Origin of the sequence: Mycobacterium colombiense (assembly GCF_001665835.1) — a bacterium.
In the GTDB taxonomy this organism is placed as follows: Bacteria; Actinomycetota; Actinomycetes; order Mycobacteriales; family Mycobacteriaceae; genus Mycobacterium; species Mycobacterium colombiense_A.
Genome location: NZ_LZSX01000031.1, coordinates 1 through 14287 on the forward strand (window position 1 = coordinate 1; position 14287 = coordinate 14287).

At 67.8% G+C, this 14287-nt stretch carries 13 protein-coding genes and 1 pseudogene; 9 read left to right on the forward strand and 5 right to left on the reverse strand.

Annotation, left to right across the window (positions count from 1 at the left end; genetic code table 11):
• From A5760_RS06415 to A5760_RS06430, 4 genes and pseudogenes are all read left to right on the forward strand, one after another.
• Positions 1–231 (forward strand): annotated as a pseudogene (locus A5760_RS06415) (cyclohexanone monooxygenase); the annotation flags it as partial.
• Positions 228–1043: a mycofactocin-coupled SDR family oxidoreductase gene (locus A5760_RS06420; protein ID WP_064878812.1), complete on the forward strand. Its 816-nt coding sequence runs from the start codon at positions 228–230 to the stop codon at positions 1041–1043. The pseudogene A5760_RS06415 and the gene A5760_RS06420, both read left to right, overlap by 4 nt.
• Positions 1040–1873: a mycofactocin-coupled SDR family oxidoreductase gene (locus A5760_RS06425; protein WP_064878814.1), complete on the forward strand. Its 834-nt coding sequence runs from the start codon at positions 1040–1042 to the stop codon at positions 1871–1873. Before A5760_RS06420 ends, A5760_RS06425 begins: the two co-directional genes overlap by 4 nt.
• A 10-nt stretch (positions 1874–1883) precedes the next feature.
• Positions 1884–2351 (forward strand): nuclear transport factor 2 family protein, encoded by a 468-nt coding sequence (locus A5760_RS06430; protein WP_064878816.1) that lies wholly within the window; start codon positions 1884–1886, stop codon positions 2349–2351.
• A 17-nt stretch (positions 2352–2368) separates the two neighbouring features.
• Here the strand turns inward: A5760_RS06430 and A5760_RS06435 are convergent, their stop codons facing one another.
• The 4 genes from A5760_RS06435 to A5760_RS06450 form a co-directional block, all read right to left on the reverse strand.
• The gene (locus A5760_RS06435) at positions 2369–3250 is read right to left on the reverse strand and encodes an alpha/beta fold hydrolase (RefSeq protein WP_064878817.1); all 882 of its coding nucleotides are present in this window, start codon (positions 3248–3250) and stop codon (positions 2369–2371) included.
• Positions 3251–3310: 60 nt separating this feature from the next.
• Positions 3311–4705, reverse strand: coding sequence for a WS/DGAT/MGAT family O-acyltransferase (locus A5760_RS06440; RefSeq protein ID WP_064878819.1), 1395 nt, complete (start codon positions 4703–4705; stop codon positions 3311–3313).
• Positions 4706–4876: 171 nt separating this feature from the next.
• On the reverse strand, positions 4877–5344 hold the full coding sequence (locus tag A5760_RS06445; RefSeq protein ID WP_064878821.1) for a DoxX family protein: 468 nt from the start codon (positions 5342–5344) through the stop codon (positions 4877–4879).
• A gap of 83 nt (positions 5345–5427) precedes the next feature.
• Complete coding sequence (locus tag A5760_RS06450) at positions 5428–5880, reverse strand: nuclear transport factor 2 family protein (protein ID WP_064878875.1); 453 nt, start codon at positions 5878–5880, stop codon at positions 5428–5430.
• Positions 5881–6156: 276 nt separating this feature from the next.
• On the opposite strand from A5760_RS06450, the gene A5760_RS06455 reads away from it, so the two are divergent.
• The 3 genes from A5760_RS06455 (at position 6157) to A5760_RS06465 (ending at position 9200) form a co-directional block, all read left to right on the forward strand.
• Entirely contained in the window at positions 6157–6390 is a 234-nt protein-coding gene (locus A5760_RS06455) for a CsbD family protein (protein ID WP_064878823.1), read from the forward strand.
• 98 nt (positions 6391–6488) lie between these two features.
• Complete coding sequence (locus tag A5760_RS06460; protein WP_064878825.1) at positions 6489–6914, forward strand: PPOX class F420-dependent oxidoreductase; 426 nt, start codon at positions 6489–6491, stop codon at positions 6912–6914.
• A gap of 51 nt (positions 6915–6965) precedes the next feature.
• Entirely contained in the window at positions 6966–9200 is a 2235-nt protein-coding gene (locus A5760_RS06465) for a molybdopterin-dependent oxidoreductase (RefSeq protein ID WP_064878827.1), read from the forward strand.
• A gap of 146 nt (positions 9201–9346) precedes the next feature.
• Here the strand turns inward: A5760_RS06465 and A5760_RS06470 are convergent, their stop codons facing one another.
• Positions 9347–10192, reverse strand: coding sequence for an SDR family NAD(P)-dependent oxidoreductase (locus A5760_RS06470; RefSeq protein ID WP_064878829.1), 846 nt, complete (start codon positions 10190–10192; stop codon positions 9347–9349).
• Between the two features lie 207 nt (positions 10193–10399).
• Here A5760_RS06470 and A5760_RS06475 point away from each other — a divergent pair, with 207 nt between their 5' ends.
• Together A5760_RS06475 and A5760_RS06480 are read left to right on the forward strand one after the other, a co-directional pair.
• Positions 10400–11449, forward strand: coding sequence for an alpha/beta hydrolase (locus A5760_RS06475; RefSeq protein WP_196772006.1), 1050 nt, complete (start codon positions 10400–10402; stop codon positions 11447–11449).
• A gap of 161 nt (positions 11450–11610) precedes the next feature.
• Positions 11611–14277, forward strand: coding sequence for an ATP-binding cassette domain-containing protein (locus A5760_RS06480; RefSeq protein WP_196772007.1), 2667 nt, complete (start codon positions 11611–11613; stop codon positions 14275–14277).
• Positions 14278–14287: the final 10 nt, after the last annotated feature.

Sequence of the window (14287 nt, forward strand, 5' to 3'; positions counted from 1 at the left end):
GATGTGTATAAGAGACAGACCGTGGACAGCGTGGACGGCTGGGGCGCCGAATGTGCCCGCCGGGCCGAGACGACGCTGTTCACCAAGGCGAACTCCTGGTACATGGGCGCCAACGTGCCGGGCAAGCCGCGCGGGTTCATGCTGTTCACTGGCGGCTTCGCCACGTACAACGACATTTGCGCCGAGGTGGCCGACGCCGGCTACCGGGGCTTCGATCTAATCGAACGATGACGGGATTGCTGGACAAGGTCGTCGTGGTCACCGGCGCCGCCAAGGGCACCGGGCGAGTGCACTGCGCGCGCTTCGCCGACGAGGGCGCCGACGTGATCGCGCTCGACGCCGACACCGCGGCCGATGAGTTACGCGACACCGCAAGGGGAGTCGAGGATCGCGGCCGACGGTGCGTCACCGGCCTGGCCGACGTCAGCGACCTCGGGGCGATGACGGCCGCCATCGATGCCGGTGTCGCAGCGCTGGGCCGGCTCGACGTCGTGGTGGCCAACGCCGGAGTCCACCTGCCCGGCGCGCCGTCCTGGGAACTCGACCCCCTGGTGTGGCAACGCACGCTCGACATCAACCTCACCGGCGTCTGGCACACGGTCCGGGCGAGCGTGCCGCACTTGGTTGATCGGGAAGGTGATCGGGGCGGCTCCGTCGTCATCATCAGCTCCACCAGCGGGCTTCGCGGCCTGCCCAACACCGCGCACTACACCGCCAGCAAGCACGCGGTGGTGGGACTCGCGCGCACCCTGGCCAACGAGCTCGGCCCGCGCGGCATCCGGGTCAACACCGTGCACCCCGGCCCGGTTGCCACGCCAATGGTGCTGAACGAGGCCACCTTTCGGCGGCTGCGGCCGGACCTGGTCAACCCGACCGCGGCCGACGCGGCCGAGGTGCTGCAGGCGCGCAACCTGCTCCCGGTGCCCTGGGTCGAGCCCGTCGACATCGCCAACGCCGTGCTGTTCCTGGCCTCCGACGCGGCCCGCTACATCACAGGCACCCAGCTCGTCGTCGACGCCGGCCTGACGCAGAAGACGACATGAGCGGGCGACTAAAAGGCAAGGTCGCCCTGATCACCGGCGCGGCGCGGGGGATCGGCCGCGCGCAAGCGGTGCGGTTCGCGCAGGAGGGCGCCGACGTCGTCGCGCTCGATGTGTGCGGTCCGGTCGACACGGTGATCATCCCGCACAGCACCCCGGCCGACCTCGAAAAGACGGCCGCATTGGTCGCCGAGGCCGGCGCGCGGGTGCACACCGAAATCGTCGACGTGCGTGACCTCTCCGGCATGCAGGACGCCACCGATCGCGGTGTCCAGCGGTTCGGCGGCCTGGACGTGGTCTGCGCGACCGCGGGGATCACCTCGCGCGGCATGGCGGTCGAGCTGGACGAAAACGCGTGGCGCACCATGCTCGACGTCAACCTCACCGGGGTGTGGCACACCTGCCGCGCGGCCGCGCCGCACCTGATCGCGCGCGGGGCGGGGTCGATGATCCTGACGAGCTCCATCGCCGGCCTGCGCGGGCTGGTGGGCGTCGCGCACTACACCGCCGCCAAGCATGGCGTGATCGGCATGATGCGCAGCATGGCCAATGAGCTTGCACCACACAATGTTCGGGTCAACTGCGTCAGCCCGACCAACGTCGACACGCCGATGATTCACAACGACGTGGTCAGCACCGCGTTCCGGCCCGACCTGGACCGCCCGCCCACGCGCGCGGAATTCGCCGAGGCGGCCCGCTCGATGAACATGCTCGCGGTGCCGTGGGTGGACGCGGTCGACGTGGCCAACGCCGCGCTGTTCCTGGCCTCCGACGAGGCGCGCTACATCACCGCGATCGTCCTGCCCGTCGACGCCGGGGCCACCCAGCGATGAGGAGAACACCATGACCGACATCGACGACATGCTGGCCCGCTTGCGCCGGCTCGAGGACGAGCGCGACATCGCCCGGTTGATCGCCTCGTACGGCCCCGCGGTCGATGCCGGCGACGCCGCGGGCCTGTGGGCGACCGACGGCGTGTACGACGTCGACGGCTGGCGCATGGGAAGCCGCGCCGACGTTCACGCGATGATCAGCTCGCAGGCCTACCAGAAGTTGGTGGCCAAGGGCTGTTCGCACTTCCTCGGGCCGAGTGTCGTCACGGTCGACGGCGACGAGGCGGTGGCTGTATGCGAATCCCTGGTGCTGGTCCGCGACGGTGACGGCTATCGCGTGTGGCGGGCGACCGCTCACCATTTCGCACTGCGCCGGATCGACGACCGGTGGCAGATCGCCACCCGCACCAGCCGGGTGCTCGACGGCAACCCCGACGCGCTCGCCGTGTTGGCGAAAGGCCTTGCGGGACAGCCCTAATCACGATCGGCCGCTGGCTAGCTGCGCGACAGGAACGCCAGCACGGTGCTTTCGAACGCGTCCTTGGCCTCGATCATCGCCCAGTGCCCCGAGTTGGGGAAGATGTGCAGCTCCGCGTTGGGGATGGTGCGCATCGGGATCAGCGCCATGTCCGGCGGGCTCACCCTGTCGTCGCGGCCCCACGTCAGCAGGGTGGGCGCGGTGAGCTTGTGCATGGTGGCCCACGGCAGCGGCCGGTCGGAGGCGTTCAGCGCGGCGTTCATCCCGGCGAACGCCGCCTTGCCGTACATGCGTCGCGCCGCGGCCAGGGTGTCCGGGTCGGTGGCCAGCTGCCAGCGTTCCTCGATCAGCTCGTCGGTGACCAGCGCCTGGTCGTAGACCATCGACTTGAGCCAGTCGACCAGGCGTTGGCGGGTGGGGTCCTCGACGAATTCCTGCAGCAACCGAATCCCTTCGCTGGGACTGGGACTGAAGATGTTGGTGCCGATTCCGCCGATGGTCACCAACCGATCGACGCGGTCCGGATTGTGAGTGGCGAAGTTGATGCCGACGCCGCCGCCCATCGAGTTGCCGACGATGTGCACCTTGTCGACGCCGAGCGCGTCCAGGAATGGCGACACGGTGCCGAACGCGGTGACCATCGGATGGCCGCCGAAGTCGTCGCTGACCCCGAAACCCGGGAATTCCAGGATGAGGCACCGAAAGTGGGCGTCGAAGGCGGGTAGCACGCCGCGGAAGTTTCGCCACCCGGTGACGCCGGGGCCGGACCCGTGCAGAAACAGCAGCACCGGACCGGACTCCGGGCCCCCGGTGTCGTAGTAGCGCAAAGCGCCCTTTTCGGTGTTGATTTCGCGCAGGTCTTGGGCTGCGATGGTCGTCGGTTCAGAAGTGTCTGCCACGGATGTCACCCTGCCATGCCGTGACCGCCAGGGTGGACGGGGTTCCGCTGAGCGGGCCGGTCAGCGCGGGTTATGGCCGGGCTCGGCGCAATTCAGCAGTTCTTTCAGCGCGTCGGGAAATGCGTCGGCGAGGTCCCAGAGGTCCGGAACGAGGTCGGGGCAGGAGATGATGCCGACGCCGAGCCGGCCGTTGAGCGACATCACGGTGATGTTCAGCGCGGCGCCGGCGATGATCGGGCCGAGCGGATACATCGCGTCGAGCCGGCACCCCAGGAAGTAGAGCTGCTCTTGCGGGCCTGCGACGTTCGACATCACCAGGTTGTGCGGCGGATTCTCGGGCAGGGGTATGCGCGGCAGCAGCCTCCTGACGGCGCCGAATAGGGTCTGTCCGGCCACTTGTGTCCAGTCCAGCAGCAGGTTCGGGCCCATCGCGGCGGAGTGGTCCTTGGCAGCCGCGTTTCGGCCGGCGATGCTGGCCAGCCGTTCGGCGGGGTCGTCGATGTGGGTTTCGAGCCGGCAGAGCATCCAGGTCATCTGGTTGCGGCCCGTCCGAGTGGATTTGCCGCGGACAGACACCGGCACGCTCGCGACCATGGGGGCGTCCGACAGCGCGTCGCGGTCCTGGAAGTACTGCCGCAGCGCCCCGGCGCACAGCGCCGTCACCACGTCGTTGACGGTCACCCCGAACCGGCGTTTGACGGTTTTGACATCCTCGAGGTCCACGCTGGTCAGGGCGACGTTGCGGCGCCGGGTGAACGACCCGTTGAACGCCGTCGGCGGTGCCGCGAACGGGGCCGCCATCGTCTGCCCACCGCCGCGGGCACGCAGCACCGTCTGTGCCAGCGTCAGCGCCGTTGCCGGCACGACTTTGGCCAGGCGCCATGGCCGCAATGCCGCCCCGATCAGCCCGCTCGCGGCGATGTGCAGCGGATTTGCCGCGCCGGCGCGCTCGGCCGGCTCCGGTGGTTCGGCGTCGGGCACGGCGGTGCACAACTGTGCGAGCAGGTTGGCTCCGCCCACGCCATCGACCACCGCGTGGTGGACCTTGAGCACGACGGACAACGCGTCCCTGCCGTGCAGGCCCTCGATTACCCACATCTCCCACAGCGGACGATCGCGATCCAGCGCCAGGCCGGCGATGTGGCCGCAGAGGTCCGCTAATTCTTTGGGCCCTCCTGGCGACGGTAGGGCCACGCGGTGAAGGTGGCGAGCCAGATCAAACCGGTCGTCGTCCACCCATACCGGATGGTCGAAGTTCAGTTCGTTGTCGGCCAGCTTGAGGCGGAATTCGGAGATGGCGTCGAGCCGCCCCGACAGCGCCTCGCGGAAGCGTTCGAACGTGTAGCCCCCTGGCATCGTCGCGGGCTCCAGCTCTAAAACGCAGCAAACATTTAAGGGCTGCGTCGGCGATTCCAGGTGCAAAAAGAACGCGTCTAAACCACTGAGTCGTTGCATACTTGCTCGTCTCTTTTGTGCGGCCATGACCGCTGGTCACCTGACCGGCGGTCATCCGGGGGCTCCTGAGGGGACGCGCGAACGGGAGACCGCGATGTTTTGGTGTGACTCCTATCTGTAGCCGTTGCGGGGCGTCTGGCAAACATTTCGTCGGTACATTTAACGAAATCGCTACTCAGCGGACGTTGGGCGCGGCCGACGGCTTGCCGGGTATGCGCTGGCGGAGCGGCGGCTGGCGAGCAGACCGTCGACGGAGTAGCGGTTGTGACCGCGGAACGCAATCACGCTGACGAGAAAGAGTGCGTGCACGAGCTGGTCGCCTACCACGTTGAAGTGCTCGATCGACGTGGCGCCCAGGACGAGGACGATCATCATCAGTCCGCCGGCGATCGCGGCCGCGCGGGTCAGCGCCCCCGCCAGCAGCAGCGCCCCGGTGATCAGCTCGGCGATGGGCAGCCCGTAACTGCACACCGAGACTCCGACGGTGGGCAGCATCGACGTGGTGAACTCACCCATCATCTGCGCGTGAAACGCGGCCAGCTTCGGCATCCGGACCAGGCCGTGACCGAACAGGCTGGCCCCGATGGTCAGCCGAACCAGCAGATACGCCAGCGCGCGGTCGGTGCCGGATGCGGCCATGATCGGTCCCTTCTCCGGTTATCCCGATACGGCGTGGAAACCTCAAGTGGACAATGGGTTTCGTGTGGACGGCGACGCGACGATCACGGTGTGTCGGAGGGTTGGCGGGCCATCGCGGAGTCGGGCGCCGCCCAGTCGGTCGACACCTTGCGGTGCTTGATCAGCCAGGCGTCACCCTCGGGCACCAAGAGGTCGCGGTAGCGGCCGCAGTGGTCGAGTCCGATGTGGGTGACCACGGTGAAGTAGGAGTCGACCCGAGCCCGCCCGGGTGAAACCTCCGTGAACAACACGTTCGCGACGTTATGGCGCACAATCGGTTTGACGCCGGCCTCGACGGCGATCTTCCCGGTGACGCCGCCCAGGAAGGCCGCAATCTGTGAGCGCCCGCGCAGCGGCGCAGAACCCCGGATCTCGAGGATGCCGTCGACGCAGAACGTCTCCGCAAGTCCGTCGAGCCGGCCGGCGTCGCCGGACCAGTTGTAGCGCGCCAAGGTATCCCGGATTCGCTCGCGGGCGACCAGTTCCCACATTTCCACCGTCACGACTCCTCGCGCCGCCGCCGACACCTCGGCTCACCAGCGTAGGCGCATCGGGTGACGGTGCGGAACTGAGGTTCTCAGAACGTCATCAGTGATGTTGTCCGGCAGGGTAATTGGGCCATGCGACCGGTGAGTTCTCGGTGACACGAATCGCCAGGTCGCGGCTGTGGCGAAGGCTACCCGCCGCCCACGTTTCGAGAACTCGCCGGTTGGGCAATAAAGGTGGCGAGCGCACGACACGGGCATTTGTGCGCCACACCGAAGGGAGAACGCATGTCGGACAAGAGTGGTCCCGAGGAAGCCATCGAGGGCATCGTCGAGGGTGTCAAGGGCAAGGTCAAGGAAGTCGCCGGCGCGGTTGCCGGGCGTGACGACCTGATGCGTGAGGGCAAGGCTCAGCAGGACAAGGCCGACGCGCAACGAGAGGCGGCCCAGAAAGAGGCCGAGGCCGAAAGCGCCCGCAAGGCCGCCGAAATCAACGAAGCTCGCCAGAAGGCCGAACAGTAGCGGCAGTCGACGGTGGCCCGGTCACAGGCGTGGCCGGGCCACCGCTTTGTCGCGGCCCGGGTGGGAATGAAAAGCCGCGCGCGGGTGTCGAACAACGCATGAGACTCAACGACGCCGCCCGCGACCTCATCGGGAACGGCGCGGATGCCACCCTGGTCACCATCAATCCCGACGGCAGCCCCCAGGTGAGCGTGGTCTGGGTGGCGTTGCGGTCGACGCCCGACGGAGACGAGCTCGTCAGCGCCCACCTTTCCGAACACAGGAAGGTCCGCAACGTCCGCAACGATCCCCGCGTCGCCGTGACCATCGTGTCGCTCGACGCCGCGGGCCAGGGGATGCGACCGTACCTCTCGCTCACCGGGACCGCCCGGATCACCGAGGGCGGCGCCCCCGAACTGCTGGCGGAGCTCAATCCGATCGTTGGCGACCCGAACACGAAATTCCCGCCCGATAACGCGCCGCCGGGATATCTCACCCACATCCACATCGACAAGGTCGGCGGCATCGGGCCCTGGGCGGGCTGACCCCGAATCTTGATGCTTCCGCTACCCGCGGTAGCGGAATACAGTGGGTGGATGAAACCGGGTGAAGACGGTACGCACCTGCGCACGTGTCCCTTGTGTGAAGCCATGTGCGGCTTGGAAATTCACGTCGAGGACGGCAGCGTTACCGCCATCCGCGGCAACCGTGACGACGTGTGGAGCCGCGGACATCTATGCCCCAAAGGCACCTCTCTTGCGGCCCTGCACGACGATCCGGACCGCATCCGCCAGCCGATGATCAAGGTCGACGGCCAATGGCAGGAGGTCAGCTGGGACGCGGCATTTCGCCGCTGCACCGAACTGCTGACCCCGGTGATCGACAAGTACGGCATCCGCGCGGTCACCGCCTACACCGGCAACCCACTGGCGCACTCGTTCTCACTGGCCCGCTACGCGGGCGTGCTGATGGGCATGTCCGGCATGCCGGTCACGTATTCACCGGGCACCGTCGACCAGTGGCCGAAGAACCTGTCGTCGCATCTCATGTACGGGTTGTGGTGGAACTTCCCGGTGCCCGACATCGAACGCACCGACCTGCTGGTGATCATGGGCGCCAACCCGGCGGCGTCGCAGGGCTCACTGTTGGCCGCGCCCAACGTGATGAGTCTGATCGACGGGATCCGCAAACGCGGCAAGGTGATCGTGATCGACCCGGTGCGCACCCTGACCGCCGCACGCGCCGACGAGTGGCTTCCCATAGTGCCGGGAACCGACGCGGCCCTGCTGCTGGCCGTCGCGCACACCCTCTTCGACGAGGACCTCATCAACCCGGGGCCGCACGTCGACGGTGTCGACGCCATGAGGCGAGCCGTCGCGGACTGGCCACCGGAACGGGTCAGCGCGGTCACGGCCATCAGCGAAGACCGCATCCGCCGGCTGGCCCGCGAGCTCGCCGGCACCGAGAAGTCGGTGGTATACGGCCGAATTGGCCTGTGCAACCAAGAGTTTGGCAGCCTCGCCAGCTGGCTGGTCGACGTAATCAACATTCTTACCGGACACTTCGACACCGCCGGTGGCGCGATGTTTCCCAAGCCGGCGGCCTGGTCGATCACCACCCAGCCACTACCCGGACTGGAGGACGGCGCAGCGGAATTCGGTCGTTGGCACACCCGCGTGCGCGGCGCCAAGGAGGTGCTCGGTCAGGCGCCCGTGTCGTGCATGGCCGAGGAGATCGCCACCCCGGGCGACGGGCAGCTCAAGGCGCTGATCACGGTCGCGGGCAACCCGGTGCTGTCCACCCCCGCCGGTGACAAACTCGACGAAGTGCTACCGATGCTGGAAGCGATGATCTCCGTTGATCTTTGGCTCAACGAGACGACGCGGCACGCCGACGTGATCCTGCCCGGCCTGTCCCCGCTCGAGCAGCCGCACCACGACGACCTGATCCTGCTCTTCGCCATCCACAGCATCGCGAATTACTCTGCCCCGGTGTTCGATCCGGGCGATCGCCCGCACGAATGGGAGATCCTGATCCGGTTGACCGGCCTGTGCACCGGCACACCGGCCGAGGACGTGGATGTCGCCGCCATCGATGACGGCTTCTTCGACTACCTGGCCTTCACGCAGGGTCTCGACGGTGCGGAGATCCGCAAGCTCTACGAGCACGGCGGACCCGAGCGAATGCTCGACCTCACTTTGCGCACCGGGCCCTTCGGCGACCAGTACGGCAAGAACCCGGGTGGGCTGACGCTGGACCGACTCAAGGCCAACCCGAACGGCATCGACTTCGGGCCCATGGTGGCGCAGCTGCCCGACATCCTCGGCACCGCCGACAAGAAGGTCCGGCTCGCCCCGCAATACCTGCTCGACGACCTGCCGCGGCTGGCCGCACGCATGGAGCGGCCCGCCGATCCACTCGTCCTGGTGAGCCGCCGGCACCTGCGATCAAACAACACCTGGCTGCACAACGTGCCCGCGCTGATGAAGGGAAAGGACCGGTGCACCTTGCTGATCCATCCCGACGACGCCGCGCGCTGCGGTGTCACCGACAACGACATCGTGACGGTGAAATCGGAGGCGGGCGAGATCAGAGTTCCCGTCGAGGTCACCGAGTCCATCAAGCCCGGGGTGGTCTCGATGCCGCACGGCTGGGGGCACGGCAAGCCGGGCACCCGCATGTCGGTGGCCAACAGCTCGCCGGGTGCCAACACGAATGTGCTTTCCCCGCCGACATTTGTCGACGAGCCGTCCGGCAACGGCGCGCTCAATGGCATCCCGGTCACGATCATCGACGATCAGGCCCGATTTCGGCCCGCATCAACGGCCTGAGCGCCTCGGTCGGTTTCCCAGTCCCACAGGATCTTTCGCGCCGAGCCAAGGCGCACCCGACAACGTCCCATCCCCGTCGCCTGGCCAATGCGCTGGTGCTCTCCGTGCGCATCCACGCGGAGAACGCGGCGCTCGGTTACGCGTGATCAGGGGGCGATGGGCCGATTGGTCCACTGGCGGTCGGGCCGGCGCGTCGAGCGGAACCAGCCGCCGGCCGCGCCGGTGCCGCCGTCGGTCGGAATGACGTGGCCGGTGACGAAGCCCGAGAGGTCGGAGGCGAGGAACAGGATGACCCTGGCCTGATCCTCGGGCAGACCCATCCGCCCGACCGGAACCCACCGCGGCCAGTTCGCCTGTTCCTCGGCCGAAAGCCATTGCGAATAGGGCACTTGCAGGGATTCGGTGACGTCGGGCGCGATCGCGTTCACCCGCACCCCGTCGTTGCCCACCTGGACCGCGAGACTGCGGGTGAACGCGTTGACAGCGGCTTTGAAGGCGGAATACACCGGATCCTCCGGATAGCCGCGCAGCCCCTCGACCGACGAGACGTTCACGATCGCACCGGCCCGCCGCTCGACCATTGCCGGCAGGAACGCGTGGGTCACCAGGAAGACGTGGTGCAGGTTGATCCGGTAGAGCTCATCCCACAGTTGTGGGTCGGTGCCGGCGAAGTTTCCGGGATGCCGCAGCCAGTGGCCCACGTTGTTGACCAGCACGTCGACCCGGCCGAACCGATCGAGGACCGTCGCGGCCAGGCGAGAGACCTGATCGGGGTCACGCACGTCGGTGACGACTGCCAGTGCCGACCCGCCGGCTTCGGTGATCGAGGCCGCCGTCGCGTCGGCGAGGCCGGCGTCGATGTCGGCGATGATCACGCCGGCGCCGTGTTCGGCGAACAGCCGCGCGGTGGCCGCGCCAATTCCTCCAGCGCCGCCGGTAACGACGGCCACCCGGTCAGTCAGTAGGAGATCAGGATGCGTAGCGTGTGTCACCGCTCATATCTTTGGGCATTCACGGGGTTGAGCAACAGCCGGTTCGGTCTGATTACGCCCGCGCGGCAACCGTCAGAAAGATAAACGAGTGATACCCATCTCCGCCGCCAGCAAACAGTGATGTACCTGACATTTCTCATGCGTTAATTTCCCGTTAGCCCTCGGCGGCGGGGGGTATTCGCCCTCCACTTAGGAGGTTGAAGCCCAATGGTGAGTACAGCCGAACCGACACATATATTGCCGAGCGTGGCGACGACGAGGCGCGTTCATCATCGCCATAGCCCGCAGTCAGTAGCCGTCGGACTTGCCAGCCGCTTGATCGTGAAGAACGCCGTTCGCGCGTGGGCCATGACGCCGAATCTGCATTGGCCACTCGAATACGTCGATACCGTCGCGGGATTGTTCCCGCGTGTCGGATACGCGGCGAGAACGGAACCGGTGCAATTGGACAACTGTGCCGCCGAATGGGTTCGCGCGCCCGGCGTATCGGGGGAGCGGGCAATCCTGTATTTGCACGGTGGCGCATTTCTCACCTGCGGCCTCAACACCCACCGTTCCATGGTGACTCGCTTGTCGAAGGCGGCCGATGCCCCCATCCTCGCCGTCGCGTACCGGAAGTTGCCCGCACACCAGATCACCGACGCCATCGACGACGGGATCAGTGGCCTGCGCTGGCTGCAGGATCACGGCTACGACGGCAATCACGTTGTCGTGGCCGGCGACTCCGCCGGGGGATATCTGGCGTTCATGACCACCCTCCTGGCGATCCAGGAAAACATCATGGAGCCGGCCGGAGTTGCGGCCGTCTCGCCGTTCACGGATGCGGATCCGGTGCGAAAGCTCAAGCACCGCAACGCCCGCAAGTGCTCGATGTTCACCCGCCGGGCCTTCTCGCGGTTCGCGCAATTCCTCAGCAACGCACAGGTTGTGGAGGGCGAGGGCGAGGGCGACGCCACCGTCGCGTCCCCGGTGGACGCCGATCTGTCCTCGTTGCCGCCGGTAACCATTCACGCCAGCTCGGACGAGTTGCTGCTGGCCGATGCCGAGTTGATGGCCAAGCGCTTGGAAGCCAGCGGGATCCACTGCGATCTGCACCTGTGGGACGGCCAGATCCACGATTTCCCTTTGGCCGCAGACGTTTTGCCCGAGGGCAGGCGCGCCATCAAGTACCTTGGGGACTTCGTCAAGGACGTCACCGCTGTTCGCGCCAAGGTCCCGAGTGTGCGCCGCCTGCGCAATGCCGCGGTGGCCGGTTGAAAGCGCCGAAAGTAACTGTGCTGCAGAGCGATTCGCCGTCTTACTACTTCGGCGATCCCGCACCGTCTCCCGGCGCCCGCTCTCGTTTCTGGCCGCGCGACAGGGTGCCCGGCGAAGAACCCAGCGCATAAGTTGCGCCGCTGCCGTTACAGTTGGTCCTGATGACCCCACCAGCCCCGCCTGCGCTGACAGTGCGCTACGAGGGAGCCGAGCGCACCTTCGCGCCGGGCAACGACGTAGTGATCGGGCGTGACCTGCGCGCCGACCTGCGAGTCGCCCACCCGCTGATCTCCCGCAACCACCTGATCGTGCGGTATGACCAGGGGCGATGGATCGCTGTCGACAACGGCAGCCTGAACGGCCTATACGCGCACAACCGCCGGGTCCCGGTCGTCGACATCCAAGACGGTCTGCGGATCAACATGGGCAATCCCGACGGCCCGGCGCTCACCTTCGAGGTCGGCCGCCACCAGGGCTCGGCCGGTCGGCCCCCGCTGACGACGTCGATACCGATCGTCAGCAACCCCAGCGAACCGCTGGTGCGGGCGCCGCAGAGCCAGCCGTTCGGCACGCAGTGGCCCGGCCAGCCCCAGCAGCCGGCGTCCGCCTCGTTCCGCCATCCCGTCCATCCGCCCACCGCCGCGCAGCCGAGCCAGCCGGCCGGCGGACCCACGCCGGGCTCTCCGTCCGGGCCGCAGCCCCGGTACCCGACCAGCGGCCTACCGAGCGCCCCGCCCAGCAGCTCCCAGCACGCCCCGCAGATCTACCGGTCACCGTCGGTGCATGCGGCGCCGCCGACCACCGCCGAGCCGGCGGCCCCCCAGACGGGCCGCATGGGCGGCGACTCTTCCGTCATCGCGACGTCGATGATGAAGATCCTGCGCCCGGGCAAGACCGGGCTGGACGTGCCCGGCGCGGTCAAGATCGGCCGCGCCAACGACAACGACATCGTCATCCCCGAGGTGCTGGCATCGCGCCACCACGCCACCCTGGTCCCGACGCCCACCGGCACCGAGATCCACGACAACCGCAGCATCAACGGCACCTTCGTCAACGGCGCCCGGGTCGATTCGGCCGTGCTGCACGACGGCGACGTCGTCACGATCGGCAACATCGACCTGGTCTTCCACGGCGGCCACCTGGCCCGCCGCGACCAGGCCGCGACGGCGACGCGTAGCGGCGGGCTCGACGTGCGCGGGGTGACCTGGACGATCGAGAACAACAAGACGCTGCTGGACAACATCTCGCTGACCGCCCTGCCCGGCACGCTGACCGCCATCATCGGGCCCTCCGGCGCGGGCAAGTCGACCTTCGCCCGGTTGGTCGCCGGCTACACCCACCCCACGACGGGAACCGTGTCGTTCGAGGGCCACAGCGTGCATGCCGAGTACGCCTCGCTGCGCAGCAGGATCGGGATGGTGCCCCAGGACGACGTGGTGCACGGGCAGCTGACCGTGCAGCAGGCGCTGATGTATGCCGCGGAACTGCGGCTGCCGCCGGACACCACCAAGGACGACCGCGCCCAGGTGGTGGCCCGGGTGCTCGAAGAACTCGAGATGACCAAGCACCTGCATACCCGGGTCGACAAGCTGTCCGGCGGTCAGCGCAAGCGCGCGTCGGTGGCGCTGGAGCTGCTCACCGGGCCGTCGCTGCTGATCCTCGACGAGCCGACCTCCGGCCTGGACCCGGCGCTGGACCGGCAGGTGATGACCATGCTGCGGCAGTTGGCCGACGCCGGCCGCGTGGTGCTGGTGGTCACCCACTCGCTCACCTACCTGGACGTCTGCGACCAGGTGCTGCTGCTGGCGCCCGGCGGCAAGACGGCGTTCTGCGGGCCGCCCAGCCAGATCGGTGCGGCCATGGGCACCACCAACTGGGCCGACATCTTCAGCACCGTCGCCAACGACCCCGACGGGTCCAGCGCGCGCTACCTGGCCCGCACCGGCCCGCCGCCGGCGCCGCCGCCCGCGGAGAAACCCGCCGAACTGGGCGATCCCTCGCACACCAGCCTGTTCCGGCAGTTCTCCACGATCGCCCGCCGCCAGATGCGGCTGATCGTCTCGGACCGCGGCTACTTCGTGTTCCTCGCGCTGCTGCCGTTCATCATGGGGTCGCTCTCGATGTCGGTGCCCGGCGATGTCGGCTTCGGCATCCCGAACCCGATGGGCGCCGCGCCCAACGAGCCCGGCCAGATCCTGGTCCTGCTGAACGTCGGCGCGGTGTTCATGGGCACCGCGCTGACCATCCGCGACCTGATCGGTGAGCGCGCCATCTTCCTGCGCGAACAGGCGGTCGGGTTGTCCACGTCGGCGTACCTGTTGGCCAAGGTCTGCGTGTACACGGTGTTCGCGATCGTCCAGTCGGCGATCGTCAGCATCATCGCGGTGCTCGGCAAGGGCGCCCCGACCCAGGGTGCCGTGGCCTTGGGCAAGCCGGGTCTGGAGCTGTTCGCCGACGTCGCGCTGACGTGCGTCGCGTCGGCCATGCTGGGGCTGGCCCTGTCGGCAGTCGCCAAGTCCAACGAGCAGATCATGCCGTTGCTGGTGGTGGCGGTCATGTCGCAGCTGGTGTTCTCCGGCGGGATGATCCCGGTCACCGCCCGCATCGGGCTGGACCAGATGTCGTGGGCGACACCGGCCCGGTGGGGATTCGCGGCGTCGGCCTCCACCGCCGATCTGACCAAGCTGGTGCCCGGCCCGCTCACCCCGAAGGATTCGCACTGGCGGCACACCCCGGCGACGTGGTGGTTCGACGTCGGCATGCTGTTCGCCATTAGCGCCGTCTATCTGGGCTTTGTGCGCTGGAAGATCCGCCTCAGGGGCGGCTGAGCTTTCGGTT

Excerpts from the sequence above, each read along its gene's own strand:
- A5760_RS06460 (WP_064878825.1), top strand. The coding sequence starts at position 6,489 with ATGAGACTCAACGACGCCGCCCGCGACCTCATCGGGAACGGCGCGGAT.
- A5760_RS06465 (WP_064878827.1), top strand. The coding sequence starts at position 6,966 with ATGAAACCGGGTGAAGACGGTACGCACCTGCGCACGTGTCCCTTGTGT.
- A5760_RS06480 (WP_196772007.1), top strand. The coding sequence starts at position 11,611 with ATGACCCCACCAGCCCCGCCTGCGCTGACAGTGCGCTACGAGGGAGCC.
- A5760_RS06430 (WP_064878816.1), top strand. The coding sequence starts at position 1,884 with ATGACCGACATCGACGACATGCTGGCCCGCTTGCGCCGGCTCGAGGAC.
- A5760_RS06425 (WP_064878814.1), top strand. The coding sequence starts at position 1,040 with ATGAGCGGGCGACTAAAAGGCAAGGTCGCCCTGATCACCGGCGCGGCG.
- A5760_RS06455 (WP_064878823.1), top strand. The coding sequence starts at position 6,157 with ATGTCGGACAAGAGTGGTCCCGAGGAAGCCATCGAGGGCATCGTCGAG.
- A5760_RS06475 (WP_196772006.1), top strand. The coding sequence starts at position 10,400 with ATGGTGAGTACAGCCGAACCGACACATATATTGCCGAGCGTGGCGACG.
- A5760_RS06420 (WP_064878812.1), top strand. The coding sequence starts at position 228 with ATGACGGGATTGCTGGACAAGGTCGTCGTGGTCACCGGCGCCGCCAAG.
- A5760_RS06440 (WP_064878819.1), bottom strand. The coding sequence starts at position 4,705 with ATGCAACGACTCAGTGGTTTAGACGCGTTCTTTTTGCACCTGGAATCG.
- A5760_RS06445 (WP_064878821.1), bottom strand. The coding sequence starts at position 5,344 with ATGGCCGCATCCGGCACCGACCGCGCGCTGGCGTATCTGCTGGTTCGG.